This window comes from Natronorubrum thiooxidans (assembly GCF_900156475.1).
GTDB classification, from domain to species: Archaea; Halobacteriota; Halobacteria; order Halobacteriales; family Natrialbaceae; genus Natronorubrum; species Natronorubrum thiooxidans.
On record NZ_FTNR01000002.1, the window covers coordinates 346,087 to 371,981 of the forward strand.

At 63.1% G+C, this 25,895-nt stretch carries 30 protein-coding genes; 14 read left to right on the forward strand and 16 right to left on the reverse strand.

The window, feature by feature from the left end:
* Positions 1-280 precede the first annotated feature (280 nt).
* Positions 281-1,231, forward strand: a complete 951-nt coding sequence (locus BW940_RS04795; RefSeq protein ID WP_076608041.1) for a formyltetrahydrofolate deformylase — start codon at positions 281-283, stop codon at positions 1,229-1,231.
* A 41-nt stretch (positions 1,232-1,272) separates the two neighbouring features.
* Here BW940_RS04795 and BW940_RS21690 read toward each other — a convergent pair whose 3' ends face one another.
* Positions 1,273-1,431, reverse strand: a complete 159-nt coding sequence (locus tag BW940_RS21690; protein WP_173834844.1) for a DUF7576 family protein — start codon at positions 1,429-1,431, stop codon at positions 1,273-1,275.
* 116 nt (positions 1,432-1,547) lie between these two features.
* Between BW940_RS21690 and BW940_RS04800 the strand changes: the two genes are divergently transcribed.
* Entirely contained in the window at positions 1,548-2,855 is a 1,308-nt protein-coding gene (locus BW940_RS04800; protein ID WP_076608042.1) for an acetamidase/formamidase family protein, read from the forward strand.
* Positions 2,856-2,861: 6 nt separating this feature from the next.
* Here the strand turns inward: BW940_RS04800 and BW940_RS04805 are convergent, their stop codons facing one another.
* The gene (locus tag BW940_RS04805) at positions 2,862-3,131 is read right to left on the reverse strand and encodes a MoaD/ThiS family protein (protein ID WP_076608043.1); all 270 of its coding nucleotides are present in this window, start codon (positions 3,129-3,131) and stop codon (positions 2,862-2,864) included.
* A gap of 276 nt (positions 3,132-3,407) precedes the next feature.
* Here BW940_RS04805 and BW940_RS04810 point away from each other — a divergent pair, with 276 nt between their 5' ends.
* Together BW940_RS04810 and BW940_RS04815 are read left to right on the forward strand one after the other, a co-directional pair.
* Entirely contained in the window at positions 3,408-4,568 is a 1,161-nt protein-coding gene (locus BW940_RS04810; RefSeq protein ID WP_084776732.1) for a glutamate-cysteine ligase family protein, read from the forward strand.
* A 51-nt stretch (positions 4,569-4,619) separates the two neighbouring features.
* Entirely contained in the window at positions 4,620-5,327 is a 708-nt protein-coding gene (locus BW940_RS04815) for a type 1 glutamine amidotransferase (protein ID WP_076608044.1), read from the forward strand.
* A gap of 72 nt (positions 5,328-5,399) precedes the next feature.
* Here the strand turns inward: BW940_RS04815 and BW940_RS04820 are convergent, their stop codons facing one another.
* The gene (locus tag BW940_RS04820; RefSeq protein WP_076608045.1) at positions 5,400-6,464 is read right to left on the reverse strand and encodes a phosphoribosylaminoimidazolesuccinocarboxamide synthase; all 1,065 of its coding nucleotides are present in this window, start codon (positions 6,462-6,464) and stop codon (positions 5,400-5,402) included.
* Between the two features lie 163 nt (positions 6,465-6,627).
* Between BW940_RS04820 and cofH the strand changes: the two genes are divergently transcribed.
* Entirely contained in the window at positions 6,628-8,001 is a 1,374-nt protein-coding gene (gene cofH, locus BW940_RS04825) for a 7,8-didemethyl-8-hydroxy-5-deazariboflavin synthase subunit CofH (RefSeq protein ID WP_076608046.1), read from the forward strand.
* 72 nt (positions 8,002-8,073) lie between these two features.
* Complete coding sequence (locus BW940_RS04830; protein ID WP_076608135.1) at positions 8,074-8,352, forward strand: hypothetical protein; 279 nt, start codon at positions 8,074-8,076, stop codon at positions 8,350-8,352.
* Positions 8,353-8,356: 4 nt separating this feature from the next.
* Here the strand turns inward: BW940_RS04830 and BW940_RS04835 are convergent, their stop codons facing one another.
* Positions 8,357-8,998 (reverse strand): cyclase family protein, encoded by a 642-nt coding sequence (locus BW940_RS04835; protein WP_076608047.1) that lies wholly within the window; start codon positions 8,996-8,998, stop codon positions 8,357-8,359.
* A 116-nt stretch (positions 8,999-9,114) separates the two neighbouring features.
* Here BW940_RS04835 and BW940_RS04840 point away from each other — a divergent pair, with 116 nt between their 5' ends.
* Entirely contained in the window at positions 9,115-9,567 is a 453-nt protein-coding gene (locus BW940_RS04840; protein WP_076608048.1) for a nucleoside deaminase, read from the forward strand.
* Here the strand turns inward: BW940_RS04840 and cofG are convergent.
* From cofG to BW940_RS04860, 4 genes are all read right to left on the reverse strand, one after another.
* A complete protein-coding gene (gene cofG / locus BW940_RS04845; protein WP_076608136.1) occupies positions 9,564-10,751 on the reverse strand; it encodes a 7,8-didemethyl-8-hydroxy-5-deazariboflavin synthase subunit CofG in 1,188 nt (395 codons plus the stop codon). The genes BW940_RS04840 and cofG overlap by 4 nt on opposite strands.
* 56 nt (positions 10,752-10,807) lie before the next feature.
* Positions 10,808-11,482 (reverse strand): 2-phospho-L-lactate guanylyltransferase, encoded by a 675-nt coding sequence (cofC, locus tag BW940_RS04850; RefSeq protein ID WP_076608049.1) that lies wholly within the window; start codon positions 11,480-11,482, stop codon positions 10,808-10,810.
* Between the two features lie 122 nt (positions 11,483-11,604).
* Positions 11,605-12,783: a tubulin/FtsZ family protein gene (locus BW940_RS04855; RefSeq protein WP_076608050.1), complete on the reverse strand. Its 1,179-nt coding sequence runs from the start codon at positions 12,781-12,783 to the stop codon at positions 11,605-11,607.
* 188 nt (positions 12,784-12,971) lie between these two features.
* Positions 12,972-13,859: a complex I NDUFA9 subunit family protein gene (locus BW940_RS04860; RefSeq protein WP_076608051.1), complete on the reverse strand. Its 888-nt coding sequence runs from the start codon at positions 13,857-13,859 to the stop codon at positions 12,972-12,974.
* Positions 13,860-13,961: 102 nt separating this feature from the next.
* On the opposite strand from BW940_RS04860, the gene tmk reads away from it, so the two are divergent.
* Complete coding sequence (gene tmk, locus BW940_RS04865) at positions 13,962-14,564, forward strand: dTMP kinase (RefSeq protein WP_076608052.1); 603 nt, start codon at positions 13,962-13,964, stop codon at positions 14,562-14,564.
* Between the two features lie 42 nt (positions 14,565-14,606).
* Here tmk and BW940_RS04870 read toward each other — a convergent pair whose 3' ends face one another.
* The 3 genes from BW940_RS04870 to BW940_RS04880 form a co-directional block, all read right to left on the reverse strand.
* Positions 14,607-14,963, reverse strand: coding sequence for a DUF7344 domain-containing protein (locus tag BW940_RS04870; RefSeq protein WP_076608053.1), 357 nt, complete (start codon positions 14,961-14,963; stop codon positions 14,607-14,609).
* Positions 14,964-15,068: 105 nt separating this feature from the next.
* Positions 15,069-15,299: an Lrp/AsnC family transcriptional regulator gene (locus BW940_RS04875; RefSeq protein WP_076608054.1), complete on the reverse strand. Its 231-nt coding sequence runs from the start codon at positions 15,297-15,299 to the stop codon at positions 15,069-15,071.
* Entirely contained in the window at positions 15,299-16,018 is a 720-nt protein-coding gene (locus tag BW940_RS04880; protein WP_076608055.1) for a potassium channel family protein, read from the reverse strand. Before BW940_RS04880 ends, BW940_RS04875 begins: the two co-directional genes overlap by 1 nt.
* Before the next feature lie 121 nt (positions 16,019-16,139).
* On the opposite strand from BW940_RS04880, the gene BW940_RS04885 reads away from it, so the two are divergent.
* A complete protein-coding gene (locus BW940_RS04885) occupies positions 16,140-16,370 on the forward strand; it encodes an Lrp/AsnC family transcriptional regulator (protein WP_076608056.1) in 231 nt (76 codons plus the stop codon).
* Positions 16,371-16,391: 21 nt separating this feature from the next.
* Here the strand turns inward: BW940_RS04885 and BW940_RS04890 are convergent, their stop codons facing one another.
* The gene (locus tag BW940_RS04890) at positions 16,392-16,919 is read right to left on the reverse strand and encodes a DUF5813 family protein (protein ID WP_076608057.1); all 528 of its coding nucleotides are present in this window, start codon (positions 16,917-16,919) and stop codon (positions 16,392-16,394) included.
* Between the two features lie 181 nt (positions 16,920-17,100).
* Between BW940_RS04890 and BW940_RS04895 the strand changes: the two genes are divergently transcribed.
* Positions 17,101-17,301 (forward strand): hypothetical protein, encoded by a 201-nt coding sequence (locus BW940_RS04895; protein WP_076608058.1) that lies wholly within the window; start codon positions 17,101-17,103, stop codon positions 17,299-17,301.
* Between the two features lie 26 nt (positions 17,302-17,327).
* Here the strand turns inward: BW940_RS04895 and BW940_RS04900 are convergent, their stop codons facing one another.
* Both BW940_RS04900 and gpmI read right to left on the reverse strand, forming a co-directional pair.
* Positions 17,328-18,623 carry an O-acetylhomoserine aminocarboxypropyltransferase/cysteine synthase family protein gene (locus BW940_RS04900; protein ID WP_076608059.1) on the reverse strand — a complete coding sequence of 432 codons (1,296 nt, stop codon included), beginning with the start codon at positions 18,621-18,623 and terminating at the stop codon, positions 17,328-17,330.
* Between the two features lie 247 nt (positions 18,624-18,870).
* Positions 18,871-20,394: a 2,3-bisphosphoglycerate-independent phosphoglycerate mutase gene (gene gpmI, locus BW940_RS04905; RefSeq protein ID WP_076608060.1), complete on the reverse strand. Its 1,524-nt coding sequence runs from the start codon at positions 20,392-20,394 to the stop codon at positions 18,871-18,873.
* Positions 20,395-20,614: 220 nt separating this feature from the next.
* Between gpmI and BW940_RS04910 the strand changes: the two genes are divergently transcribed.
* Positions 20,615-22,126: an HTTM domain-containing protein gene (locus tag BW940_RS04910; RefSeq protein ID WP_076608061.1), complete on the forward strand. Its 1,512-nt coding sequence runs from the start codon at positions 20,615-20,617 to the stop codon at positions 22,124-22,126.
* A gap of 144 nt (positions 22,127-22,270) precedes the next feature.
* On the forward strand, positions 22,271-22,687 hold the full coding sequence (locus BW940_RS04915) for a thiol-disulfide oxidoreductase DCC family protein (protein ID WP_076608062.1): 417 nt from the start codon (positions 22,271-22,273) through the stop codon (positions 22,685-22,687).
* A gap of 103 nt (positions 22,688-22,790) precedes the next feature.
* Here BW940_RS04915 and BW940_RS04920 read toward each other — a convergent pair whose 3' ends face one another.
* Complete coding sequence (locus tag BW940_RS04920; RefSeq protein WP_084776733.1) at positions 22,791-23,081, reverse strand: hypothetical protein; 291 nt, start codon at positions 23,079-23,081, stop codon at positions 22,791-22,793.
* A 146-nt stretch (positions 23,082-23,227) separates the two neighbouring features.
* Here BW940_RS04920 and BW940_RS04925 point away from each other — a divergent pair, with 146 nt between their 5' ends.
* Positions 23,228-24,508, forward strand: coding sequence for a DNA double-strand break repair nuclease NurA (locus tag BW940_RS04925; protein ID WP_076608064.1), 1,281 nt, complete (start codon positions 23,228-23,230; stop codon positions 24,506-24,508).
* Here BW940_RS04925 and BW940_RS04930 read toward each other — a convergent pair.
* Entirely contained in the window at positions 24,505-24,840 is a 336-nt protein-coding gene (locus BW940_RS04930) for a DUF7113 family protein (RefSeq protein ID WP_076608065.1), read from the reverse strand. The two genes, BW940_RS04925 and BW940_RS04930, sit on opposite strands and share 4 nt — an antisense overlap.
* 284 nt (positions 24,841-25,124) lie before the next feature.
* Here BW940_RS04930 and BW940_RS04935 point away from each other — a divergent pair, with 284 nt between their 5' ends.
* Entirely contained in the window at positions 25,125-25,757 is a 633-nt protein-coding gene (locus BW940_RS04935; protein ID WP_076608066.1) for a DUF7344 domain-containing protein, read from the forward strand.
* Positions 25,758-25,895 lie beyond the last annotated feature (138 nt).

A 25,895-nucleotide genomic window follows, 5' to 3' on the forward strand; every position in this document is an offset into this window, starting at 1 on the left:
TCGTCGTTCAAAGAGAGGCGTAAAACTCGCGCTCAGTACCGATAACTCACCCAGTGCTCGCTTCGCTCGCGCTTCGTTCGCCATACCGCAGAGAGCCGCGCTATCGCGCGTCTCGAACACCGCTCCAGCCGATGCAGAAACTGCGAGCGAAGCGAGCAGTTTGCACTATCTTGCTACTGGTCTGCTCGCAGAATCATCGACAGAAAGCAGGACTTTTGACCACACGTGGACTGAAACTCGTACTGATGGACCAGATTTCGCTCGAGCGGAGGTGGCTGCGATGACGACGAACGTAACCGAAATTACCGTTATTGGAGACGACGATACCGGGCTGGTCGCCGGGGTGACCAGTCTCCTGTTCGAGCGCGGGATCAACATCGAAGACCTCGATCAGGCGGTTCGGGACGGCGTCTTCCGGATGTATCTCGCCGTCGACACCTCCGAGATGGTCTGTACCGAAGCCACGCTGCGCGAGGACCTCCACGATCTCGGCGACGAACTCGGCCTCGACGTGCAGGTTCGGTTCCCCGCCGACCGCGAGACTCAACAGATCGCCGTGCTCGTCACGAAAGAGAGCCACTGCCTCGAGGCACTGTTCGAGGCGTGGGCGAACGACGACCTCGGCGCGGATATCGGCGTCGTCATCGGCAACCACGACGACCTCCAGCCGCTTGCCGAACACTACGACGTGCCGTTTCACGACATCGGCGACGACGGCGGCCAGCAGAACGAAGACGCGCTGCTCGACCTCCTCGGCGAGTACGACGTTGACCTGATCGTGCTGGCGCGATACATGCGCATTCTCAGCCCGAACGTCGTCTTCCGCTACGAGGATCGGATCATCAACGTCCACCCGAGCCTGCTGCCCGCCTTCCCCGGCGCAGAGGCGTACCGACAGGCCGTCGAGGAAGGCGTCCGCGTGGCCGGCGTGACCGCCCACTACGTGACGACCGACCTCGATCAGGGACCGATCATCACCCAGCGCGCGTTCGACGTCCCGGACGACGCCGACTTAGCGGAGATGAAACACCGCGGCCAGCCCCTGGAAGCCGACGCCCTGCTGGAGGCAGTCAAACTCCACCTGAACGGAGACGTCTCGGTTCATCGCGGCCGGACGTCCGTTCGGGAGAACGGCACTGGCTACCAACTCGGCCTCCCCGACGAACTCGAGGAGTTCACGCCGGACCGACCAGTTGATGGGATCGGCAGCGTCGTCGCAAACGACCAGTAACCGCTGGCTGCGGCGTGTTTTTTGGGCGCGGCTCGTGTCGGCTACGACTCCCAGGCCTCGAGGCAGTCGTCGCTACAGAAATAGTGGTGGATCGCCGTGCCGTCCTCGACGGTGCTGACGACGCGTTGTTTGGACGCCGATGCAACGGAGTCGCCACACTGTCGACACTCGGGTGGGTCTTCGTCCGTGAGTTCAACCATTACGCGACTGAATGCAATCGTCATACTTGAACGAATCTATCGGTACTATTGTCAGCAACTCGTTCAGATATTCTGACAGTAGGCTTATCGACGTCGATGGCGTATTTTGGTATGGTATGGCACAACGAGAAATCGAAGAGGAACTCTTCGTCGACCAGTACACGCTCGGCCTCGTCGGCCCCGATCAGGAGTGGGCGGGAACCGTTGCCGACGGCGGAACGATCGAGACGTATACGCCGCCAGGCTGTTGGGGGCCGATGATCACCCCCGAGTTCCACGGCGGCCACGAGGTCACGCGACCGATTCGCGTCGAGGGAGCGAGCGTCGGCGACGCCGTGGCACTACATATCCGGGACGTCGAGGTCACGAGTATGGCGACGAGTACGGGCTCGATGGCCGAACGCGAGGACGCATTCGGCGACGACCCGTTCGTCGACCACCGCTGTCCGGAGTGTGGAACGAAGTGGCCCAAGACGATCGTCGAAGGGACGGGTGAGGAGGCGATCAAGTGCGCCGAGTGCGGCGCGAACGCCTCCTCCTTCGGCTTCGAGTACGGCTACACCGTCGCCTTCGACGACGACGGCACCGTCGGCATTACGCTCGACGAGGACGCGGCCCACGACCTCGCCGAGAACGCCGACGACGTGATGGACATTCCCGAAAACTCGCGCCAGCACCCCATCCTGCTGTACGAACCCGGCGAGATGCCCGGGACACTCGGGCGCTTGCGGCCGTTTATCGGCAACGTCGGGACGACGCCGCCGGTCACGATGCCCGACTCGCACAACGCCGGCGACTTCGGCCAGTTCCTCATCGGAGCCGACCACGACTACGGCATCGAGAGCGAGGCCGACCTCAAGGACCGAACTGACGGCCACATGGACATCCCGCAGGTCCGCGCCGGCGCGACCCTGATCTGTCCCGTCAAAGTCGACGGGGCCGGTATCTACGCCGGCGACCTCCACGCCAATCAGGGCGACGGCGAACTCTCACTGCACACGACCGACGTCAGCGGCACCGTCCGCATGGACGTCGAGGTCATCGACGGCCTCGAGCTCGACGGCCCGGTCCTGTTGCCGCCCGAGGCGGATCTTCCCTTCATCAGCAAACCCTACAGCGACGAGGAACGCGAGGCGGGCCGCGACCTCGCCGCCCAGCACGGTGTCGACCTCGAGGATGACATGGGCCCGATTCAGGTCATCGGCTCCGGCGCGACGGTCAACGACGCGACACAAAATGCGTTCGACCGGGCGACGAAACTGCTCGACATGAGCGAAGGCGAGGTCCGCTCGCGGTGTACGTTCACCGGCGGCGTCCAGATCGGTCGCCTGCCCGGCGTCGTCCAACTCGACTTGCTCGCGCCGATGGCTGTCCTCGAGGACCGCGGAATCGACCACCTGGTCCGCGAGCAGTACGACCTCTGAGCCGGCTCACCCGTCGGTCGAGCCGCCCTGCACGGCCGGCATCAGTGTCAGTTCGGCGTCGTTCGACACCGGAGCCTCGAGAGCTGCGCGCTCGCCGTTGACCGTCACTCGCACGCTCGAGCGCACGTCGTCGCCGTCGTAGAGGTACGGTGTCGCCCGCGGGTACGCGGCGGTGAATTCAGCCAGCGCATCCGCGACGGTCGTCCCCGTGAACTCGAGGCCCACCGTTTTCCCGCCGGTCGCGCTTCGGAGCGGCCCGTACACTGTGACTTGCATGGATGGCACTGTCGTCTGGCGAGCAGATATACTGTCGCCCAATTCTGATCCACGAACGCCACGAATGCGGTGTGTGTGTCCCGTCTTCGTTCGTATTCCGTACGCCTAGTGAAAAATAATAACCATATAAGGTTTTTCGAGGGCATATAGCCACAATAGTTATAATAGTGTTCCAATTGAGTGATGTTTGTATGTGAGATGGACACATGGTGCTAGGATCAGTGCGGTACACCGATCGGACATGACAGCGGTACTGGGATAACTAACGGCTACAGTATGTCAGAACCACCCACCACGCGTCGGTCGTCGAATCGCACAGAAACCACCCCACTGGGGGACCACGAGCCGATACGACGAAGCATCGAAGTAGAGTACTGGGTTATCGACGAGCAGGGACGCCTGACCGAACCAGGCGACCTCGTCGAGGCCTCGCCAGGGGTCGAACGGGAGTTCATCGCCCCACTGCTCGAGATCAAGACGACACCGTGTGAGACGACAGCAGCGCTTCGGAACGAACTGTTCGAGCGGCTCAATCGGGTCTTGCGCCGGGCCGACACACAGGACAAGGGGCTCGTCCCGCTTGCAACGCCAGTAAACGAGGATTCCATCGCGGACCTCCCGAGTGAGCGCACGCGGATTCAGGATCAGATCATCGGTGCGGATTTCGAGTACGTTCGACACTGTGCCGGGACGCATATCCACGTCGAACAGCAGCCGGGACGCGAGATCGACCAGCTCAATACGTTTATTGCACTCGATCCCGCGCTGGCGCTAGTGAACTCCTCGCCGTATTTCAGAGGGACGCGCCTGACGACCGGCGCGAGATCGAAACTGTATCGCCGACTGGCGTACGCCGACCTGCCACACCAGGGGACGCTGTGGCCGTACGCCGACGACACGGCGGAGTGGGAGGGGCGGCTCGAGCGCCGGTACAACGAGTTCGTCACGGAAGCTCTCGATGCCGGGTTCGATCGGGAAACGATCGAATCGTGCTTCGATCCGGAAAGTGCGTCCTGGACACCGGTCAAACTCCGCGACCAGTTCTCGACCGTCGAGTGGCGCTCACCCGATACCGCGCTCCCGAGTCAGGTCGTCCGTCTGGCCGATGATCTCGTGGAGGTCGTCGAACAGTTACTCGACGCCGAGGTCCGTATCGGCGGCGACACCGGTCGCATAACGGACGACGCCGTCGTCCTTCCGGCGTTCGAGACGGTCCAGACGTACGTCGACGCCAGCATTCAGGATGGGTTGTCCTCGGACGCCGTCCGGTCGTATCTCGACCGGATGGGGTTCGATGTCTCAGCGTACGATCCCCTCGCTCACGAGCTAGACACCCGCGAGGAACTGACGGAAGAACACGCACGACAGCTTCGACTCGAGTACGCTGCGCGACTCGAGCAGGACGTACAGCAGGCACGGTCAGTCAGCGCTGACTGAGAGGAGACCGTCTACGACGAGATTCGAACGCCACAACGAGGAGACCACCACATGGGACAGCTTCGACTTGCGTTGCTCAACGCGGCTCACAAGGCCGTAGACACCCGGCAGAACTTTCACCGAGAGCTCGACGCGGAGCTGACGGTGTTTCACTGTCCGTCCGGCGAGTTCCCCGAGAGCTTTCGGTACGACGGGTTCGTCATCACCGGCTCGAGTGCGTCGGTCTACTGGGACCGGGAGTGGATCGGCCGGTTGAAAACGTGGGTCGGCGATGCGATCCAGGCCGGGCTGCCCGCACTCGGTGTCTGTTATGGCCACCAGCTTCTCGCGGATGTCATGGGCGGTCGCGTCGAGGGGATGGGCGACTACGAAATCGGCTACCGCACTGTCGAACACGACGGGGAGAGTCGCCTCCTCGATGGAATCGACGAGACGATGACGGTCTTTACGACACACTCGGACCACGTCACCGAGAAGCCGCCGGGTGCGACAGTCTTCGCGACGAACGAGTACGGAATTCACGGCTTTCGAAAGGATCGCGTCTTCGCCGTGCAGTTCCACCCGGAGTACGATATGGCGACCGCCAGATCGGTCACGAACGGGAAAACGGGGCAACTCCCGGCACAGCGCATCGACTCCGTCCTCGAGGGCATCCATCCAGAGAACTACGAGGCCGCCTGTGAGACGAAACAGCTGTTCGACAACTTCCTCGCGTACGTCGAGGAGGTACGAGACACGCGGCTCAGGACGGACTCGTGACGGCTGAACCGAGAGCCACCACGTCGAGCCGTCGATCGAGGGGATCTACACTGCCATGTCGTGGCGATCCTGTTACAGCCGCTGGACCGCACCGATCGCACTCGAGAGCGGCGGCGCGTCGAACAGCTCCTGATTCATGTAGGCGTTTGCACCTGCACAGTACAGATCGCGAGCCGTCTCGATAACGTCGTCCTCGAGTGGCTCGGGCTGGACGTCACAGAGCGATTTCCAGTCGGCGATGTCTTTTTGCTTGGCTTCGGCTTTCGCTGCCTTGACCGCCTGCACCCACTCGGGCTGGGTGCGCTTGTGGTACTGTCGGAGCACCTCCTTCGAGAGCTGTGTCCCGCCGTGACTAAAGCGGTTCTCGTCGAACGTGCCGACGACGTCCGCGACGCGGATCTCGCCCTGATAGAACAGACACTCGATCTTGCCGTCCTCGTGGACCAGTCCAGCGGAGTCGGCCTGTTCGGTGATGATTCGGTTGACCTCGAGTGCGACTGACTCGAGATCCTCGATCGACGCCGTGCCGGCGATCGCGTCGGCTTCCGCCCGGTCGAGATAGCGGTCGCCCTCCTCGTATTTCGTCGAGAACTCGACGATCGGCTCCTCGAGGTCGACGACCTCCTCGGGCCAGCTCTCGAACGCGAGGCCGTGGTCTTCGGGCTCGGTTCGTCGGCGCAGACTCGAGCCGATGGGGACGCGATTGCGGAAGACGACCTCAAGCGGAATGAGGTAGTTCTCGCCGGCCGCGTCGTGGTAGTGGTCGTAGTCGTACTCGCGACCCTCGTGAGGGAGGTCGGGGACCTGCGTGAGATCGATCGCCATCTCCCGAGGCGGACTCGAGGCGTCCTCGAGAGGCACGATGTCGCCGTTTTCGACAACATCGTCGGACCGCGTCCGACGGTCTGTCGAGCTATGCTCGACAACACCGCGGTAGTGGGTCGGGACGCCTTCGGACTCGAGGCGTTCGAAGTTGAACGCGCCCATCGTACAGAGGCTCGTGCCTTTCTCGGGGATCGAATCGGGCATCTGGCCCCAGTCGAACACCGAGTAGGCGTCGGTGAAGACGAACGCGCCGCGGCCGAGTTCGTCGTCAGTTGCTGCCTCGTCGATGCGGAACTCTTTGACACTCGTCATACGGGACACCTTCGGCTGTCGCCGCCGCCGCAGTTCATACCCGAGTTGCCGTGGCCGGACCCTAAGAAGGTTTCAGTATCGGTTCGATTGCCGGACACCGGAATTTCCGGTATAATCTGCCGATCCATCACGCTTTTCTCGCTGTACTGGTATTGATACGTCGATGGAGCGACCGGTGACCGAGGCAGACCTCACGTTCGACCACGTTCCCGAGACCGACCAGTCGTTCGAGAACGCACTCACGAAAGCACGCGCTGGCGACCGGCTCACGGTCGACGACGCGATCGAGTTACTCACGACGGGGACGGAGATTGGGGGTATCGACAGCACGCGCAAAGAACAGGTGCTCGAGGCTGCCGACCGCCGCCGCGCCGACGTCGTCGGCGAGGAAGTCACGTTCGTCGCCAACCTGAACAACAACGTCACGACGGCCTGTAACGTGGGCTGTCTGTTCTGTAATTTCAAAGACGCCGCTCACACCTTCGAACGCGACACCGAGATTCAGAGCGCTGGTTTTACGAAAACGCCCAGCGAGTCCCGCGAAATCGTCGCCGACGCCGTTTCTCGCGGGGTCTACGAGGTCACCTCCGTCTCCGGACTGCACCCCGCGTTCGCACTCGACGACGAACACCGCGAGATCCTCGAGGCCCACCCGGACCCGAAGGCGGTCAACTACAAGCCGCCCGAAGCCTACGAAATCGATCCCGGCACCTACACGGACCAGATTTCGGCGATGAGCGTCGACGGCGTTCACGTCCACTCGATGACCCCCGAAGAAGGGTATCACGCCCGGCGTGGCACCGACTGGTCCTACGAGGAAGTCTACAGTCGACTCGCAGCTGCTGGCCTCGATACGGTCCCCGGCACGGCCGCCGAAATCCTCGTCGATGAGGTCCGGGACGTTATCTGTCCCGGCAAGATCAGCACGGAGGGGTGGCTCGAGGCGATGGAAGCCGCCGCGAACGTCGGTTTGGGCCTGACGGCGACGATCATGTACGGCCACGTCGAGAACGAGGCCCACCGCGCGATGCACTTGAAACGAGTCCGTGACCTCCAGGAGCGCGTCGACGGCGCGATCACGGAGTTCGTTCCGCTTTCGTTTGTCCACCAGAACACGCCGCTTTACGAACACGATGTCGTCTCTGGCGGCGCGAGCACCGACGAAGACGAACTCATGATCGCCGTCTCGAGACTGTTTCTCGACAATATCGACCACATTCAGTCGTCGTGGGTCAAATACGGCGACGAGCAGGGGCTGAAGATGCTCTCCTGTGGGGCCGACGACTTCATGGGGACGATCCTCTCCGAAGAAATTACCAAGCGCGCCGGCGGCGAGTACGGCGAGTATCGCTCGTTTGCGGACTACGTCGACCTCGTCACTTCGATCGGTCGCGTTCCGGTCGAGCGCTCGACGGACTACGAGACGCGCCGCGTTATCGACCCCGACGAGCCGCCGTTCGGCCCGCGACTGGGGCCGAAATCCGACGGAACGCCCATTCTGACGCCCGAGGAGCGCGCGCCGCCGGCCGACGACTGATCGTCACAGACTACTGCCGGGTCGGTGCGAACGGAGGAGCACTTTTTTCGGATGGCACCCGTTGACACAGATATGAACCACCTCTTTCAGACCGACGACACCAGCTGGCGACTGCCAAACCACGCCCACGTGGTCGTCTACGAACGCGAGGACAGCGATCGCGGCCTGCTCACGATCTACGACTGTGGGGCCGCCCAGAAACCACCGAAAGCGCAGTTGCTCGGCACCCTCGAGTCGGTCGATGCACCAGCCACGGTCGAGTCTCAGCCGACGGGCAAGATCGTGAAACTCCGTGCGGATGCCACACTCGAGGAAGCCGCGCCGGATCAGTTCCGGATCGTCCGGTCCTAACGGGTTAGTTTTCGTCCGTGATGCCGACGGCCCGGACCGGTGCACCATCGCTGTCGAGCGCGAGCGGGTACGCCCGGAGTTCGAACCGATCGTCGACCGCCTCGAGGTGCGTGAGGTTCTCGAAAATTAACTGCTTGTTGCCAAGCAGCGTGTGGTGGGCCACGAAGCCATCGGGTTCAGCCGCACCCGCGGTGGCCGTCGGCGTCGGATCGGGGTTGAGCGTATCCACGGCGACATCGAATCCCCGTTCGACGCACGTCTCGGCCGCGGCCGGCGCGAGATACGGATGCTCGAGATACTGCTCGGTGCCCCAGTGGACATCCCACCCGGTCCAACACACCACGAGATCGGCGTCGACGTCGGGAATCCGACGCGCCGGAATCGGCTCGCGCGCCTCGAGGTCACGACAGTCGATTCGAATGGCGTCGAAGGCGAACCGCTCGAGCGAGTAGGCCGCGAGCGTGTTCCCGTCGGGGTCGATGTGGGCCGGGGCGTCGACATGTGTGCCGGTGTGGCTGCCACACTTGAGGGCAGCGACGCTGGCTCCGTGTTCCTCGTGGGTCGCGTGTGGCCGGACGACGACCGGCGGGTCATCGGGGTAGGTTTGCATCCCGGTTTCGATCGGGTGGCTCAGATCGACGTGCATACGCGACTCTCCGCGGTCGAAGGGGGATAACGCTGTGTGATTGTCGGGCCGGACGCTTCTCGAGGGCGGCACGTCGAACCGGAGCGTCGAAACCCCTCGGTGACGTTCGATGAGCTATGACCACGGACGAAGCCGGCGTTCGACGGGCGATCGACCTCGCACGGACCGCAGTCGACAACGGCAACACCCCCTTCGGCTCGCTGCTCGTCGTCGACGGCGACGTCGTTCGGACGGCCGAGAATACGACACTCACGGACGACGACATTGCCGCCCATCCGGAGTTCAAACTGGCCCGGTGGGCCGCACGCGAACTCGAGGCCGACGAACGCGCCTCGTGTACGATGTACACCAGCACAGAGCCGTGTCCGATGTGTGCAAGCGCGATCGCCTACGCGGGACTCGACCGTGTCGTCTACAGCGTGTCCGTCGACTCGCTCGCAGCGCTGCGAGACGACGGAGTAATCGAGATCCCTTGCGAAGAAGTGGTCGATCGGTCCGACGCGACGACGACCGTCGAGGGACCGGTGCTCGAGGACGAGGGACTCGCTGTCCACCGAGCGTACTTCTAACGCGTCGACAGCGACTCGCCGTTGAGCACCGCACGATAGCGCTTTCCGGCCGCGTCGTCGGCCTCGAGCGCCCCGCGAATCGTCGGCGAGATCCACTCGCGATCCGCGTCCGCGTTCCGACCGCCATCAGCGCCGGCCGTGCCGTCGGCAGCCACGCCGTCGAACGCGTCGGGTCGCAGGTCCGCGGGCAGGAACCGTTCGTAGACCGGCAGCCGCTCACCGAGGGGCAAGTCGGCGGCGTCGGCGATTTCCTCGAGTTCGCGCAGCGCGGGCCACGTGTAGTCGGGATTGATGTGGTCGTCCGTAATCGGCGAGACGCCGCCCAGATCGTCGACGCCGCAGTCGATCAGGTCGCGAGCGGGCGCGAGATTCGGCGGCACCTGCACGGAAATTTCCTCGGGCAAGGCTACACGGGCCATTGCCGTCACTCGGCGCATCGTCTCGAGGGCGGGCGAGCCCTCGTCCCAGCGCTCGTTGTCGACGACGGGCTGGACGATCACCTCCTGAATGTGGTCGTATCGCTCGTGGAGGTCACGGATTGCGAGCAGACTCTCCGCGCGGTCGCGCCAGGACTCACCGATCCCCACGAGGATCCCAGTCGTGAACGCGACGTCGAGTTCGCCCGCGTTTTTGATGGTTTGTAGGCGTTGGCCAGGCTCTTTTTGCCGGGGACCGGCGTGGGCATCGACCTTGGCGGTCGTCTCGAGCATCACGCCCATACTGGCGTTGACGTCGGCCACAGTGGCCAGCTGCTCGCGAGTCTGGTCGCCCGGATTCGCGTGTGGAAGCAGGCCTTCCTCTAAGGCGACCTCGCAGGCCTCGCGCAGGTAGGTATGAATCGAGTCGTGGCCCCACTCGGCGAGCTGGTCGTAGATCTCGGTGTAACGGTCATCGGGGTCGTCGCCGAACGTAAACAGAGCTTCCGTACAGCCCGCGTCGGCCCCCCGTTTGCAGATGTCGCGGACCTCCTCGAGGCTGAGCAGGGAGGCCTGACCGGGGGCGTCGAAGTAGGTGCAGTAGGTACAGGTGTAGCGACACGCCGTCGTCAGCGGGATGAAGACGTTTCGGGCGAACGTCAGCGCCTCGGGCGCGTCGACGTCGTCGGGCGTGACCGCGAGCAGATCAGCGACCGCTGTGTCGTCGATCGCGATGTCGACACCGTACTCACTCGCCCCAGGAATCATTACCTCGGAGTGGTATCGCGTGGCAGATAAGCGCTTCACTTCGGTGAGGCCGTCTGTCACTCGCGTGTCGTCTCCTCGAGTCGGGAAACGCCGACACGGCCGTCCCGCGTCTCGAGGTCGAAGCCGAGACCCCGAAGACAGGCGGGTGCACGGTCGGCTTCGTCGCCGTGGATGAGCACCTCGACGAGATCTGTGGGTTCGTCGATGTCGGTGCTCAGCCGGAAGGAGTCGACCGTCTCGAGGCTCGCGTCGATATCGCGAGCGATCTCACAGTGGTCCAGATACGACGTGCCGTGATAGTCCACTCGGAATTCGGGGTGGGAGACGACCAGTGCGTTCGTCCCGCCGCTTCGTCCCGGCGCGATGGTAACCGCAGCGTCGTGTGCAAAGAGCGCCGCGAGTGTGTCAGGTGTTGCGAGCGCGAGGTCGGACATGACGACGGCAGTGGTCTCGTCGTCACGACTGGCCGGCAGCCGCGCGTTGACGGCCTCGGTCAGCGGCCGGTCGTCGACTGTCACCGAGACGGCATCACGGACGGGTGCCTCGAGTGAGAGCGTTGCGGGGTCGAGCGGTGCCGTCGAGACCACCGTCGGCTCAGCGCCCGCCTCGACGACCGCCGTGAGGACGTCGGCGAGCATGGCTCGAGCAAGCGTCGACCGTTCTGCGGACGACAGCACTGACGCGAGCCGCGTCTTCGGGTCGATGGCAGCAAACGGGACGACGACGTGCATCGATCGAGTGTAGCCATGGAACCATCAAAAACACGTCGGACCCGAACGTCCGCGTTCGCAACCTCGCCATGCCCCAAACCGAACGCAATCGCTGACGTCGTCAGTCGGTAGGAACTGCGAGCCTAAAACAGTGGCTCGAGTTCGTCTTCGTCGTCTTCGACGAGTTCCTCTAAGTTCTCCTCGCTTTCCTGTTGGATGTCGTCGATGTTGTCCTGGGCTTCGATCGCGACCTGCTGGAGGCGTTTGATCCGCGGGACGTTCGTCACGCCCGAGAGCAAGATCGCTGCAGCGACTTCCGGCTCCTGCCGGGGGAAGTCCCCACCACGGACTTCCATGCTCCCGGTTTCTTCCTCGAGCCACTTGCGGCCGCGTTCGATGCCTTTCCGGTTCAGATACTCCGACGGTCCGGAGAGGACGAGCAGGGCACGCTCGGTGCCTTCGATCTCACACGGCAGCGTCAGTCGGCCGAGTGCGGCCTTGCGGACGAGACTTGTAATGCGGTTGGTCGTGTTTGCAGCGTCCAAGTTGTCGTTACCGCCGTCATCGCCGGTAAACCGCGAGAGCAGGCCGCCGCCCGTGTTCAGATCGACCTCTTCGCTCGCAAACCCGACCGTCGAGACGCCGCCACCCGAGAGCGTGTTGATGATCTCGGAGGAGTCGACGACGCTTTCGGCGACTTCCTGGCCGTCGCCGACCTCGCCAGCACCGAAAAGGATCCCGAATCGGCGGACGATCTCCTCGTTGATCTGGTCGTAGCCGCCCTCGACGGACTCGCCGGTCTGTCGCCACGAATCGTTGTCGAAGACCAGCAGATTGTCGACTTCGCGGACGAACGTCTGGAACGACCGCGCCGCGTTGAGCGTGTAGATTCCGCCCTCGTCGGTCCCCGGCAACACACCGAGTCCGTAAACAGGGATCGTGTAGATCCGTTTCAAGTGCTTCGCGAGGACGGGTGCACCGCCCGACCCAGTCCCGCCGCCCATGCCAGCGACGACCAGAAATGCATCGACCTCGTGGGTCGGAATCGCATCGATGGCGTTTTGGACTTCGTCGATGTCTTCCTCGGCGACCTCCGCGCCGAGTTCGTTGTCTGCACCCACGCCGTGGCCCTTTACGCGGGCTTGGCCGATGAGTACGCGATTCTCCTGTGGAATATTATCGAGACCCATGAGGTCCGCTTTCGCGGAGTTGACAGCGATCGCCGCGCGGACGATTCCGCTGTTCGTTCGATCGTCGTAATCGAGGAACCGATCGACGATTTTCCCACCGGCCTGTCCGAATCCGATCATCGCCAGCTTCATTGTTTGTAAGGGGGCTCCGTTGGATTGAAACCAGAGTAATCAAGGACATAAGTCTTTTGTTGCAGTGAATGTCATGCTTTGTTTTGTATTGCTGAAAACCGACAGCAGGAACCCTGTTTTACGTAGTATACCGCCTGCATGTGGAACTGTTATCACTGCCGATACTGGACGGTATATCAAATAATTGGTTATCTATTCAGGCCGAGCGACTCGCCGAACGTCGTCAGGTCGTCCTCCGAGCGACCGAACGCGGTCACGTCGTTGGTGACGACGGTGTTGTGCTGTTCGAGCGACCGGGCCTGGTCTGCCCCGAACGGAACGAACGGAAGCGGGTCGGCCGCCGTCAGTCCGAGTTTCGCGAGCGGCATCGGGATCGAAAAGATGCTGACGGACTTCCCCTCGGCCTCGTAGACGAGTTCCGTCGCATCCGCGAGCGTGACGATCTGTGGGCCGGCGACCTCGTAGGTCTCGCCGACGTGTTTGGCGTCCTCGAGTGCATCCGCAAGCATCGGGACCAGATCGCCGACCCAGATCGGCTGAAATCGGGTCGTCCCGCCGCCCGGCAGCCCCGTCACGTACGGCGTCGTCAGCTGTTTGGTGAACTCGACGAACTCACTCCCCCCACCGAAGACCACGGACGGCCGAAAGATCGTCCACTCGAGGTGGGAGTTTCTGACGAGCGTTTCGGCTTCACCTTTGGTGCGGATGTAGTCGGTGTCGCCGTCGGGGTCAGCCCCGAGCGCGCTCATCTGGACGAACCGGTCGACATCCCCGTCTTCGGCGGCCTGGACGAGGTTTGCCGTGCCGCCAAGATTGACGGTCTCGTGGTCGACACCGCTCGGTGGCTTGTACAGCGGCGAGAGGGCGACGAGATTGACGACAGCATCGTGGCCTGCGACCGTGCCCGCAATAGAGTCGTAAGCACTCACATTCCCCCTCGATCGCTCGATCTCCGCAGGGAGGTCGCTGCCGCGTGGGTCTCGAGACAGGGCCGTCACCTCGTGGCCGCGCTCGTGGAGTTCCGTACAGAGAGCCGTGCCGATAAAGCCGGTGCCGCCGGCGACGAGGACATTCATACGTACGACATACTGCTACAGCGATAAATAGCTGATCGCCTCCGTGGTTTGGCTGCAACGGTTCTCGACAGATTGTAATAGCTTACGTCCGCAGGTGCGAGCATGCTGGTCACGCTCGAGGGAGTCGACGGGAGCGGGAAGACGACGGTCTGGGAGGCCTTACAGGAACGGTATCCCGACGCCACGTTCACACGCGAGCCGACGAACGACTCGTGGTACGGCGAGGCCGTCTACCGCTCGATCGGGGACGACGACGCCGACTCGCTGGCCGAACTGTTTCTCTACACCGCCGACCACGCCGCCCACCTCTCGCGAGTGATCGAACCCGCACTCGAGGCCGACGACCTCGTGATCTCGGATCGCTACTCGGACTCCCGGTTTGCCTATCAGGGGGCGACCCTCGCGAGTTCGGACCGACTCGCCGTCGACGACCCCCTCGAGTACGTCGTCGACCTCCACGAGCCGTTCTCGATCGAGCCCGATCTGACGATCTATTTCGACGTCCCCCCCGAGACGGCCGCGAAACGGGCCGGCGCGACGAACAAGTTCGAACGTGCCGCCTACCTCGAGTCGGTCGCCGAGAACTACGAACGCCTGATCGCGCGTGACCCCGAGCGGTTCGTCCGTGTCGATGCGACCCAGACGCCAAAACGGGTGCTCGAGGCGGTCAAAAGCGCCGTGGCCGACGCGATAGCGACGAAGTAGCGAAGCGATCGGTGGGCGCTGGATCGGCCTGAAAAAACGGACTCACTTCGTCCCGATCAGTTCGGTCACAGTGTCTGCATCTTCCCACAGGACGACATCACCGCTGCGGTGATCGTAGTCGATGAACTGCTCGTCATCGAGTTTCGGGAGGTGGTGGTGATGAAGCTCGACGTCGATGCGTTCCGTCTCAGCTTCCGGAACGGCGTCGTCATCGGCGAGTTCTCGTGCGACCTGTTCTCGCCGCAGGACGTCGTGCTCGACCAGAAGCGACATCACTCGACGCCGGGTAACGTGGGCGAGCGCACCGCCGGATTGGAGCGCAGAGGCGGCTGTCTCGTCGAGCAGCGCAACGACCGCGACAGTCCCCTCAAGAACTAAACAAACGATCGTAAGAGCCACTGTCGATGAGCCAACAAAAATATTCCCACGGCTAAACGAGATATTCGTTCTGTTTGCACTGATCAATCCGGACAAGCGGACAGTTGCTCGCACCGACCGGTGGTGTTAGTCCATCGCGATGTATGTCTGGGTGCTCTCGATGCCGTCGATCCCCTGAATCTGGGTGGCGGCGATCTCCTTGACCGCGGCTGGTGTCTCGACCTGCGCCTTCGCGATGATGTCGACGTCGCCGGCGACAATGTGTGCCGACTGAACGCCCTCGATCGCTTCGATGCTCTCTTGGAGCCGATCCGCCTCGCCCGTGTTCGCCTTGATCATGATGAAAGCCGTGACCATTAGTTGACACCTCCAGTATCTGAACTCGCGTCGGTTCCCGCGTTCGCCGCAGCCTCACGTGGCGTTTCGCCGACCAGCAGCTGGCGGACCTCGTTCAGGACGTCGAAATCCGCGAGGACGACGAGTCGGTCGCCGTCCTCGAGCGACAGATCCGAGTTCGGAATCTCGAGGGGCTGGTCGCGCTTGCCGAAGGCGAGGACGGTCGCGTCGGCGGGCAGTTGCAGTTCGCCCATCGTGTAGCCGTTGACGGGAGCGCCGTTGGTGATCGTCAACTCGACGATCTGCAAGTGCGGGGCGATATCCGCGATTGCGCGGATCGTCCCGCCGAGTAAGGCGTTTTTCGCACCGATCGCGCCCAGCCGTTCGGGGTAGATCACCTCGTCGACCTCGTCGGCGTACTTGCGGTAGATCCCCTCGCGGTAGGCCTCGTCGATCCGCATGATCGTCCGGCAGCCGTGGTGGTTGCCGATCATACACGCGGTGAAATTGACGTTGAGATCGCTCGTCAGCGCGCCCAGCGCGTCGGCGTCAGTGATGCCGGCGTCCTCGAGGACGTCCTCGCGGGAGCCGTCACCCTCGACGACCGTAAACTCCTGCGACCGAGCGCGTCGGATCATCGCCTCGTCCTGTTCGATCAGCGTCACCTCGTGGCCCTCATCGCGCAGGACACGCGCTGTGCGCAGGCCAACTCGTCCAGCACCAATGATCACGAACCGCATGGACAGGGGTACGCCCGCCCCCGTCAATAAGCTTGTCCCCAGCTACCACATCACTCGATCGGGTGCGGTCGCCGCCAGGCAAAGACTTTAGTCATGCCATGGTGTACCACACCCTCGACAGATGGTTCACGCGTTTATTATGATCAAGACGGCCGCCGGAAAATCCGAGGGGCTGCTCGCGGCGATCAGGGATCTCGAGCGAGTCACCGACGCTCATATCGTCGCCGGCAACTACGATATCATCGCAGAGATCGACGCCCCCGAGATCTACGACATCCTCGAGGCCGTCTCCTCGAGAATGCAGGCACTCGAGGGCGTCAGCGAAACGAAAACGTACATCGCGATGGACTAATCAATTCGGGCGTCTCTCGAGTTACATCGGCATGCCGCCGCTCTCTTCCGTGGCCTGCTGGCTGCGATCCTGGGCGTTCTCGAGCAGCGTCGCGGCCTCGCCGCGATACTCGTAGCCGGGAACGATCCCCTGTGCGAACGTTCCTTCGACGTACTCGATGAGGGCTTTGGCGTCCGCGACGCCCTCGGTCGCGTTCCAGGCGACGTACTCGAGCGTGACTGTGACCGCCTCCGTGTCGCGGTCGATCGTCGGCTCATCGTGGGTGCTCGTCTGGGCGACGGTAAAGACGTCCTCGAGTCGGCGCTCGAGCGTTTCGAACCAGCCGTCTTCGACGACGGAGGCGACGGCTTCGCCTGCGACAGCGGTGTCGAGCGTCGGCAGAGTGACCGTCACCCGAAATCGGCCGTCCCGTTTTCCGTCCGCGTCGTCCGCAGTAATAGTCGTCTCGAAGACGGTTGTCGTGAGATCGTAGCCAGCGGTTTCGTCCACTGCGACGAACGCGTCGTGGGCCTCGAGTGCGCGTTCGACGGCGGCGGGGAGCTCGGTCATGCTCGAAAGAAGGGGCGTCACGGAAAAGGGTGTTACGCTGTTCGAGGCAGGGTGCCGGATATGAAACAGTTACAAGCCTGAAACTGACCGGCAGCGTCGGGATCGTTTCACGATCGTAGCCCGTCGTTTCCACACGAAATGACCTGCATTACTACAACGGATCCTGTCTTCTTTCACCGGCATGAGTCTCGATAGACACGCCGCCGAACGTCGCCGGTTCGCCCGCCTCCTCGGAATAGACGGCGAGGCCGGCTGCGGATTACCGATCGGTTCTCGCTCGAGTCACACCGACGGGACGGTCGACTCGGAGACCCGTAACTATCCGAAGTCGGCCACCCGATCGGCGACGACCCGCATTGCCGACCGCTCGCACGACAGCTGAACTCCCATCGCAGTCGCTGATACGCCTTATTCTACCGACTCGATCGCCTGCTCGAGGTCGGCGATCACGTCGTCGACGTCTTCGATGCCGACGGAGAGACGCACGAGGTCGTCGGTGGTGCCGCTCGCGAGTTTCTCCTCTTCGGTGAGCTGTTGGTGGGTCGTACTCGCCGGATGGATGATCAGCGTCTTCGCGTCGCCGACGTTTGCGAGCATACTCGTGAGGTCGACCGCGTTACAGACCGTTTCGGCAGCGTCGTAGCCACCCTCGAGGCCGAACGTAATCATCCCGCCGTAGCCGCCCTCGAGGTACGTGTTTGCGTTCTCGTGGGTCTCGTGGCTCTCGAGGCCGGGGTAGTTGACCCAGGCAACGTCGTCGTGGCCCTCGAGGAACTCGGCGACGGCCATCGCGTTCTCGCTGTGTTTTTCCATCCGCAGCGGCAGGGACTCGAGTTTCTGGAGGGTGACCCAGGCGTCGAAGGGTGCCTGCTGGTTCCCCAGATCGCGCAGGCCACGGGTCCGGGCGACGATCGAGAACGCTTGCTCGCCGAACGTTTCATAGAAGTTGACGCCGTGATAGGCAGGGTTCGGTTCAGTAATCTCGGGGTAATCGCCGTCGGGCCACGGGAACGAGCCACCGTCGACGAGGACCCCGCCGACCGTCGAGCCAGCGCCGTGGATCCACTTCGTCGTCGAGTTCCAGACGAGGTCCGCCCCGTGCTCGAGCGGCCGGCAGAGATACGGCGTCGCGAACGTGTTGTCGACAAAGAGCGGGACGTCGTGGTCGTGGGCGATATCGGCGATGCGTTCGATGTCTGGCGTGACGAGCGCAGGGTTGCCGATCGTCTCTAGGTGGACGAACGCGGTGTCATCGTCGATCGCCTCCGCGTAGGCGTCGTAATCTAAGGTGTCGACGAACTTCGTCTCGATGCCCCGTTTCGCGACGGTGTGGGTAAGATACGTGTACGTCCCGCCGTAGATCGAAGACGAAGAGACGATGTTGTCCCCGACTTCCGCGAGGATGAACGTCGCGAGATCGAACGCGGCCATCCCGGACGAGGTCGCGAGTGCACCAACGCCACCCTCGAGGGTCGCGATGCGTTCCTCGAGCATCGCGTTCGTCGGATTCATGATCCGCGAGTAGATGTTGCCGAACTCCTCTAAGCCGAACAGTGCGGCGGCGTGGTCCGTATCCTCGAACTCGTAGGACGTCGTCTGATAGATCGGCGGTGCGCGGGCCCCGGTTGTCGGGTCCGGCTCCTGACCGGCGTGTACGCTGTTCGTGGCAAATCGATGGGCGTCCGAACTGGAATCGTCGCTCATATCAGCGTCGTTGCAGGCTGAGTAAGTAAAACCACTAGAGACTCCCGTCCGTTCGGAGTTCGACCGAGCTGTAGGCAGATGTTGCCAGCAACGCAGTCCCGGCGCACAACGCTCGAGACCGGTATCGGGGCCGTCGGTGTCTACTGACGGCCGAAGCACACGATCACCGCGAGGGCGATGGGGTTCTCAGCGGAAAATAGCGGCAATTGTCACCGCAATCAGGTCCGCGATGTGGCAGCGCTCGTGGTTACTCGAGCAGTGACTCGCCGGTCATCTCGGGTGGCTGGTCGAGGTCGAGACACTCAAGCATCGTCGGGGCGATGTCGGCCAGCGTGCCGCCCTTGCGAACGGTTCGATCACCAGCAGTGCCGCCCGGAGCGAGGTAGATAAGCGGCACGTCGTTGTAGGTGTGAGCCGTGTGTGGGTCGTCTTCGGTCCCCATGTCGTCGGCGTTGCCGTGGTCTGCAGTGATGAGAACGTGCGATCCCGCAGCCTCGAGCGCGTCGACGAGTCGCCCTAACTGTTCGTCGACGGCCTCGACGGCTTCGATCGCGGCCTCGTAGTCGCCAGTGTGGCCAACCATGTCGGGGTTGGCGTAGTTGAGCACGAGCACGTCGGGATCGTCCGACTCGATCGTGTCCGTTGCGGTTTTGGTCACCTCGGGGGCACTCATCTCGGGTTGGCGGTCGTAGGTCGGCACGTCGGGACTCTCGACGATTTTGCGGATCTCGCCGTCGAACTCGACCTCGCGGCCGCCGTTGAGGAAGTAGGTGACGTGGGCGTACTTCTCGGATTCGGCGATCCGAAGCTGTGTCTTGCCCGCGTCGGCGAGCACCTCACCGAGCACGTTTTCGGGCTGGTTCGGCGGGTACGCAATCGGGAGGTCGAACGTCTCGTCGTACTGGGTCATTACCACGACCTCCGTCTCGGGCGGGTTGGTTTCGAGTGTGTCCGCCCAGTCCTCCGAGCGGATGTCGGCGAGCATTCGGGTGAGTTGGCGAGCGCGATCCGACCGGAAGTTGAACCAGATAACTGAGTCGCCGTCCTCGAGCGCCGGCTGCTCCGAAACGAGCGTCGGTTCAACGAACTCGTCGGTCTCACCCCGATCGTAGGACGCTTCGACGGCGTCGACGGCCGATTCGGCCGTCCACTCGGCCTCGCGGTCGACAATGGCGTCGTAGGCCCGCTTGGTTCGCTCCCAGTTCTGGTCGCGGTCCATCGCGTAGTACCGGCCCGTGACAGTCGCCACGTCGCCCGTGCCGTGGTCGTCGACGACGTCCTCGAGCGTGGCGAGGTACTCCCGTCCGCCAGTCGGCGAGGTGTCTCGCCCGTCGGTAAAGGCGTGGGTGACGGCCTCGACGTCGCGGTCGGCCGCCAGTTCGACTAGCGCGTGAAGGTGTTCGTGGTCCGAGTGGACCCCGCCGTCGCTAACGAGGCCGAGGAAGTGGACCTGTCCATCGTTCTCGCGAGCGTGGTCGAAGGCCGCATTGATCGCGTCGTTCTCCCGAAAAGAGCCGTCGGCGATCGAATCCGAGATCCGCGTGTACTCCTGGTAGACCACGCGCCCGGCTCCGATGTTCAGGTGGCCGACCTCGCTGTTGCCCATCTGGCCCTCGGGGAGACCGACCCGTCGGCCAGCGACCTCGAGTGAGCCGTGTGCCCCCGATTCTGCAAGCGAGTCGAACGTCGGCGTCTCGGCCGCGTCAACGGCGTCTCTGCTCGTTCCATCGCCGAGTCCCCACCCGTCGAGGATAATCAGCGCAGCATCCATGTGCGACGGGTCGCCAGCCTGTCGTAACTAGCTGTCGTTGTCGCGGTCGGCGGCAGTCGACATCGAACGCGAATCAGTCCGACATCGAACGCACGTCATTCCGAACCCAAATCCAGGGTAGCCGACTGCCGCCACCGTACAGACGGAAGGTATTTACAACTCAACTCGAGAGTGTCGCGCAGTTATCGGTTCGCCACGCGGCGTCCCGACCCCGTCAGTTATGACCGATCGTCTCTCCGGAATGGTCCGTCCCGATCGCGCCCGAATCCGCGACGCACTCGAGCGCCGACTCGGGATCGATGCCCGCGCGCTGGCGGCGTTTCGAATCATCCTCGGGCTGACGCTGCTGTTCGACGTCCTTCATCGGTCGCGGCATCTCGTCACGTTCTACACCGACAGCGGAGCCGTTCCGCGGGAGGTGCGTCTCGCCCAAGCCGACGTGAGCGCCCAGTACTCGATTCACATGCTGTCGGGCGAGCCGTGGGCGCAGGCGCTGCTGTTCGGTCTCGCGGCACTGCTCGCGATCGGCGTGCTCGTTGGCTACCGGACGCAACTCGCCGTGTTGCTCTCGTTGGTGTTGCTCGTCTCCGTCCACTTCCGGGCCCCGCTGGTGCTCAACAGCGGTGACAGACTGTTACGCGAGGTGATGGTGCTGGCGGTGTTCTTACCGCTCGGGACGCGATGGGCCGTCGACGCGATCGGTAGCGATCGCGAGCGCAACCGCCGGGTGGCGACGCCCGCGACGGCGGCCATCCTTCTCTACGTCGTGAGCTTCTTTGCGAACAACGGCCAGCACAAGCGACTCGGCGACACGTGGCCCGGCGGCGAGGCGTTACAGTACGCCCTTCGACAGGACCAGCTAACGATCCTGCTTGGCAATTACCTCGTCGACTACCCGTTGCTCCTCGAGGTCGGCACCTACGGCTGGCTCGCTCTTGTCGTCGGTGCCCCGCTGTTGCTGGTGCTCTCCGGCTGGCTTCGGGTCCTTTACGTCGGACTCTTCCTGAGTGCCGTCGCTGGACTGGGTCTGAGCATGGCCGTTGGGCTGTTCCCCGCCGTGTTGACAGCGGTGCTGGTGCTGTTCGTTCCAACTCGTGTCTGGGACCGACTCGAGACCGCCGGCGCGAGTCACTGTCGGCGAGTCGAGGGCCTCGAGCGCCTTCGAGCGCGGACGAGTGCGCTCGGATCGCAAGTCGGACCGCCTCGCCGTCTCCACTCCACGCTGTCCCCACAGACAAGCGAGCGCAAGCGACAGCTCTGGTCGGTCGTTCTCGGTTTCGTGTTGCTCGTTGTCGTCGTCTGGAACATCGGGTTGTTGGGCTACGCCGACACGCCCGAGATGGCCGACCCAATCGATCCCGAGGACAACCAGTGGACGATGTACGCGCCGGATCCGTCGACCACCGCCGGCTGGTACGTGGTCGAAGCGCACCTCGAGTCCGGCGAGCGGATGGACGTCCTGCGAAACGACGACCTCCGGGACGGGCCGCCGCCGGACGCGTCCGATTCGCTCCCAAGCTTTCGCTGGCGCAAGTACATGAGTTCGCTGGACGACGACACCCAGCGGGCCGACCGGTTCGGCGCGTCCATGTGCGACCGCGCCGCCGAACAGTTCGACACGCCCGTCGAGCGCATCGAGGTCGTCTACTACTCCGACGCGATCGATTTCGATGCCGAGGAGTCGTCGCCGACGGCCACCACGCGAGTCGAAACGGCCTGCAGCGCCGCGTGAGCCGCCTCCAGACGCGTCCCTGTGTCCCGGAGCGATCGCACGCGGGGTCGCGGTCGCTCCAGAGCGAACTCCAACAGCCCGTCTCGAGTCGAGGTCGACTGAGCGGAACGCTGAACACTCGCCGACCCCAAGGAACGGTATCCGATGTCCGTAGACGTGCCGGACGACGGCCCGATTGTCCTCTTCGATGGCGTCTGCAACCTCTGTCACGGGTTCGTGCAGTTTATTCTCCCCCGCGACACCGAGAAACAGTTTTACTTCGCGTCGCTGCAGTCCGACGTCGCCCAAGAGCTGCTTGCCGCCCACGGCCTCGAGACCGAGTCTCTCGAGTCGGTCGTTCTGATCGAGGGCGAGGACGCCTATGTGAAATCGGCCGCCGTAATCCGAATCGCACAGCGATTGGGCGGCGTGTATCGCCTCCTTGGCCCGTTTCGATTCCTCCCGCGTCGACTGCGAGACTGGCTATACGACCTCGTTGCCGACCACCGCTATCGGGTGTTCGGCACAAAAGACCAGTGTATGCTCCCGACCGGAGACGTTCGAGATCGGTTCCTCGAGTAGCACCGTCTCGAGCCGACCAGGGTGGACCCGTCGCTTTCGGACGCGATAGTTCAGAAATCGTACATCGTGCTCGAGCAGTGTCGATGACTCGAGCGTGTCGAGATTACCGCATCGAATCGCCGCGTTCGGCCGCCGAATCACAGCAGTGGTCGAACGTCGCCCCACAGTCGCCACAGACAGTGCTTCGGCCGGGGGTCGTTCGCTGGGCGAAGACGGCTCCACACTCGTCACAGATCATATAGAGCCGGTGTTCGGGCGGAATACCCGCTTCGAACGTCATTCGGACCCAGGCGTCGGGATTGGCTTCGTCGTACAGCGTGACACTCGAGCCGTTCTGTCGCCAGTTGATCGCATCGTCATCGGGTTCGGCCGCTTCCAGACCTCGCTTGGACATCAGGACAAGTGACTCGATGCGACCCGGTCAAATAATTTTTCTGATAGTAATTTACCCGCACTCGAGTGAATGGCATCGCCTACTGCTGAGTGGCTCACGAAGAGTCCACCGCTGACTTTTTGCGGGTGGGGTGGGAGCCACAGCACATGACGCTCGATCCGGTTCATTTCGACGGCATCGCGCAACTCGCCAGACGGATCGATCACGGAGCCGATGAGCGCGACCGCCGTGCCTTCGCGGAGACGGTCTGGGACTCGTTTCTGGATCCGCTCGTCGACGACAGCGGCCGGACGATCCTCGAGCCGGTCAATACCCAGCGCCGACGGCTCGTCGACTGCGAGGGCGTCGCCCTCCACAAGCGTCCCTTCGAGACCGAACACGGCCTCGACGCGGGGACAATCAACCCGACGACGTTCAAAAACGGCCTCGTCATCGACATCGCCCAGGCCGCCATGAGCTCGACGCCGAGCGACCTCGACCTCCACCGCTCGCGAACCACCGTGATGACCGTCCACTCGAACGACGAGACGATGACGGTCGACGAGACGTGGGGGACGTTCGACGAGGGCTACAGCCAGAGCCGCGCCGTGAAGATCCCGCCGCTGCCACGCTTTGCCGAAGGCGTCGTCCACGCGCTGGCGCTCTATCTCGCCGAGAGCAAACACGCCTGCGACCACGCTGCCGACGTCGAGGATTTGCTCGTCCTCGATGGCCCGCTGTATCCGCGCGGCCTGCTGCGGTGGGCCGACCAACATCCCGACCTCGCTGATTTCCTGCTCGAGGACCCGCGGCCGACGACGGTCCTCGAGAACTACGTCCGACTGGTCGAGCGCTTCGTCGACCGGGACGTGCCGCTCGTCGGCTTCGTCAAGAATCCGGCGACTCGCGTCATTACGCGGACGCTAAAGAACAAGCGCGACGTCGACGTCGCCAGCCCGTGGAGCGACGACTCGGCGCTGTTTACCCGCCTGCTCGAGCGCGGCGAGTACGTCCCCGACATCGACGGCGACCGCTGGGAGCGAGAGACGTCGGCGCTGACCTACACCAACTGGTTTCGCTCGCGTGGCGGCGTCGACCGGCCGCTCTCCGTCGACGGTGACGCCCTCGGCGTCGAGCGCAACCGCTCACTCGAGGAGTACGAGGTGACCTTCTTCGTCGTCTACGACCCCCGTGACGACCTCGTCTACCGGATCGAGGCCCCCTACGCGTTCACTCGCGAGCCGGAGACTCGCGAGCGGCTGACGAGACAGGTGTTACAGGACGTCGCGATCGCACACGGGCCGCCGACGATCGTCGAGAAGGCCGACGAGCTCGCCCGGATCAGTCGCTCGGAAAAACGCTCGCTTCGAGAAACGCTCGAGACACAGTTCGAGACGTCACAGGATCGGACCTACGACGACCATCGCTGGAGCGAGGAACCGTACTAAGGCTCGACCTCTTTCTCGACCTCGAGATCGACGTCCTCGGGGTCGACACCGATCCGGGCGAACTGCGTCCGGACGTGTTCTTTGGCACTCTCGAGTGCCTGTTGTCGGGTATCGAACCCACGCGGCATCGGCGATTCAAACGCGAGGTGGATCTCCCGGTCGTCGATAAGTTGTACCGAACCGCCGCTGTCGACCTCGTAGAACTCGTCACAGACCCACACGTACGCGGCGTCTTCGTCGGGTGCACCACGGAACGAGGGCGCTCGCTCGCCCCGTTCGTACAGCGTGCCAGTCAGTTCGGTGCCGCCGGCACGACCGCGTACCAGTATCATACGCTTGTCTAGGATTCGTGGCTGCAAAAAGACAGTGCTACACGGCCGTCTGTTGGACTGTTCGAAACGAACTGGCTGATGACGAGATATGTCTACACTAGTACTAGTTTAAAAAACGGACTGAGAACATTCTATTATTAATAGAAGGTTTTGAATTATTCCTGTCACACCGGTTTCTCGGACGCCTGAGCATGTTCTCGAGATTTTACTCGATCTCCTTGTTGTGTCCGACCCAAATCGTTTTGGAAACGTGCTTATTCCAACTGCAACACTGAGTACGAGCAATGAGTTCGGACGCCCATCCAAGCGGTGCCAGCAAACGGGATTCACTCGAGAATATCCCGGCCGAGTGTTATGACGTCTTCCGCCACCCACGGCGGATTCGTCTCCTGAAGATTCTCAGCGCCACTCAAACCCGACTGTCGCTGACAGAGCTGACGACAGCACTCGTCGAAAGCGAAGGAATCGACGGCTCGAACGAGCAGACACGAGACGACGTCCGGATCAGCCTCATGCACACCCATCTCCCTCGACTGGCCGACAACGACATCATCGAGTGGGACACTGAGACTGGCGTCGCGCTCGCCAGCGAGCACCCACTCCCGCCCGCTGATCTCGCCTCACTGCTCGAGTTGTGTGAGCGGAAGAACTGTGACAGACTGCTCGAGGTGCTCGTTCATCCCGTCCGAATCGGTGTGTTTTCGATGGTCAGCGACAGTGATCAGCCGCTGTCTGTCAAAACACTCGCATCGAAACTCGCTGCCCGTAACGTCGGCTCGCTGTCCGACTCCAAACGCGCGATGGTTTTACTACATCACACCCATCTCCCCATGCTGGCAGACGTCGGCGTCCTCGAGTTCGATCACGAGTCTGGCGTGGTCATGGGAGACGAACAGGCGATGTCGATCGTTCAGTAGCCGGGACGCGGTCCAGCGCCGATCGACCGCCAAGCTGTCGACGTGGCGACGAACTCTCTTGTCACTGTTTTTTGGCGAGCGTGATCGCTTCCCCAGTGTCATCTTCGACGGCCGCAGGCTAAATCTGACTCGAGGCGA

Excerpts from the sequence above, each read along its gene's own strand:
- BW940_RS04835 (WP_076608047.1), bottom strand. The coding sequence starts at position 8,998 with ATGCACGTCGATCTGAGCCACCCGATCGAAACCGGGATGCAAACCTAC.
- BW940_RS04820 (WP_076608045.1), bottom strand. The coding sequence starts at position 6,464 with ATGACGAGTGTCAAAGAGTTCCGCATCGACGAGGCAGCAACTGACGAC.
- BW940_RS04875 (WP_076608054.1), bottom strand. The coding sequence starts at position 15,299 with ATGGTCACGGCTTTCATCATGATCAAGGCGAACACGGGCGAGGCGGAT.
- BW940_RS04935 (WP_076608066.1), top strand. The coding sequence starts at position 25,125 with ATGAGTTCGGACGCCCATCCAAGCGGTGCCAGCAAACGGGATTCACTC.
- BW940_RS04815 (WP_076608044.1), top strand. The coding sequence starts at position 4,620 with ATGGGACAGCTTCGACTTGCGTTGCTCAACGCGGCTCACAAGGCCGTA.
- BW940_RS04900 (WP_076608059.1), bottom strand. The coding sequence starts at position 18,623 with ATGAGCGACGATTCCAGTTCGGACGCCCATCGATTTGCCACGAACAGC.
- BW940_RS04830 (WP_076608135.1), top strand. The coding sequence starts at position 8,074 with ATGAACCACCTCTTTCAGACCGACGACACCAGCTGGCGACTGCCAAAC.
- tmk (WP_076608052.1), top strand. The coding sequence starts at position 13,962 with ATGCTGGTCACGCTCGAGGGAGTCGACGGGAGCGGGAAGACGACGGTC.
- gpmI (WP_076608060.1), bottom strand. The coding sequence starts at position 20,394 with ATGGATGCTGCGCTGATTATCCTCGACGGGTGGGGACTCGGCGATGGA.
- BW940_RS04930 (WP_076608065.1), bottom strand. The coding sequence starts at position 24,840 with ATGATACTGGTACGCGGTCGTGCCGGCGGCACCGAACTGACTGGCACG.
- BW940_RS04885 (WP_076608056.1), top strand. The coding sequence starts at position 16,140 with ATGGTTCACGCGTTTATTATGATCAAGACGGCCGCCGGAAAATCCGAG.
- BW940_RS04840 (WP_076608048.1), top strand. The coding sequence starts at position 9,115 with ATGACCACGGACGAAGCCGGCGTTCGACGGGCGATCGACCTCGCACGG.
- BW940_RS04855 (WP_076608050.1), bottom strand. The coding sequence starts at position 12,783 with ATGAAGCTGGCGATGATCGGATTCGGACAGGCCGGTGGGAAAATCGTC.
- BW940_RS04795 (WP_076608041.1), top strand. The coding sequence starts at position 281 with ATGACGACGAACGTAACCGAAATTACCGTTATTGGAGACGACGATACC.
- cofG (WP_076608136.1), bottom strand. The coding sequence starts at position 10,751 with ATGATTCCTGGGGCGAGTGAGTACGGTGTCGACATCGCGATCGACGAC.
- BW940_RS04810 (WP_084776732.1), top strand. The coding sequence starts at position 3,408 with ATGTCAGAACCACCCACCACGCGTCGGTCGTCGAATCGCACAGAAACC.
- BW940_RS04920 (WP_084776733.1), bottom strand. The coding sequence starts at position 23,081 with ATGTCCAAGCGAGGTCTGGAAGCGGCCGAACCCGATGACGATGCGATC.
- BW940_RS04910 (WP_076608061.1), top strand. The coding sequence starts at position 20,615 with ATGACCGATCGTCTCTCCGGAATGGTCCGTCCCGATCGCGCCCGAATC.
- BW940_RS04915 (WP_076608062.1), top strand. The coding sequence starts at position 22,271 with ATGTCCGTAGACGTGCCGGACGACGGCCCGATTGTCCTCTTCGATGGC.
- BW940_RS21690 (WP_173834844.1), bottom strand. The coding sequence starts at position 1,431 with ATGGTTGAACTCACGGACGAAGACCCACCCGAGTGTCGACAGTGTGGC.
- BW940_RS04800 (WP_076608042.1), top strand. The coding sequence starts at position 1,548 with ATGGCACAACGAGAAATCGAAGAGGAACTCTTCGTCGACCAGTACACG.
- BW940_RS04895 (WP_076608058.1), top strand. The coding sequence starts at position 17,101 with ATGAGTCTCGATAGACACGCCGCCGAACGTCGCCGGTTCGCCCGCCTC.
- BW940_RS04805 (WP_076608043.1), bottom strand. The coding sequence starts at position 3,131 with ATGCAAGTCACAGTGTACGGGCCGCTCCGAAGCGCGACCGGCGGGAAA.
- BW940_RS04860 (WP_076608051.1), bottom strand. The coding sequence starts at position 13,859 with ATGAATGTCCTCGTCGCCGGCGGCACCGGCTTTATCGGCACGGCTCTC.
- BW940_RS04880 (WP_076608055.1), bottom strand. The coding sequence starts at position 16,018 with ATGCGGTTCGTGATCATTGGTGCTGGACGAGTTGGCCTGCGCACAGCG.
- BW940_RS04925 (WP_076608064.1), top strand. The coding sequence starts at position 23,228 with ATGACGCTCGATCCGGTTCATTTCGACGGCATCGCGCAACTCGCCAGA.
- cofC (WP_076608049.1), bottom strand. The coding sequence starts at position 11,482 with ATGCACGTCGTCGTCCCGTTTGCTGCCATCGACCCGAAGACGCGGCTC.
- cofH (WP_076608046.1), top strand. The coding sequence starts at position 6,628 with ATGGAGCGACCGGTGACCGAGGCAGACCTCACGTTCGACCACGTTCCC.
- BW940_RS04890 (WP_076608057.1), bottom strand. The coding sequence starts at position 16,919 with ATGACCGAGCTCCCCGCCGCCGTCGAACGCGCACTCGAGGCCCACGAC.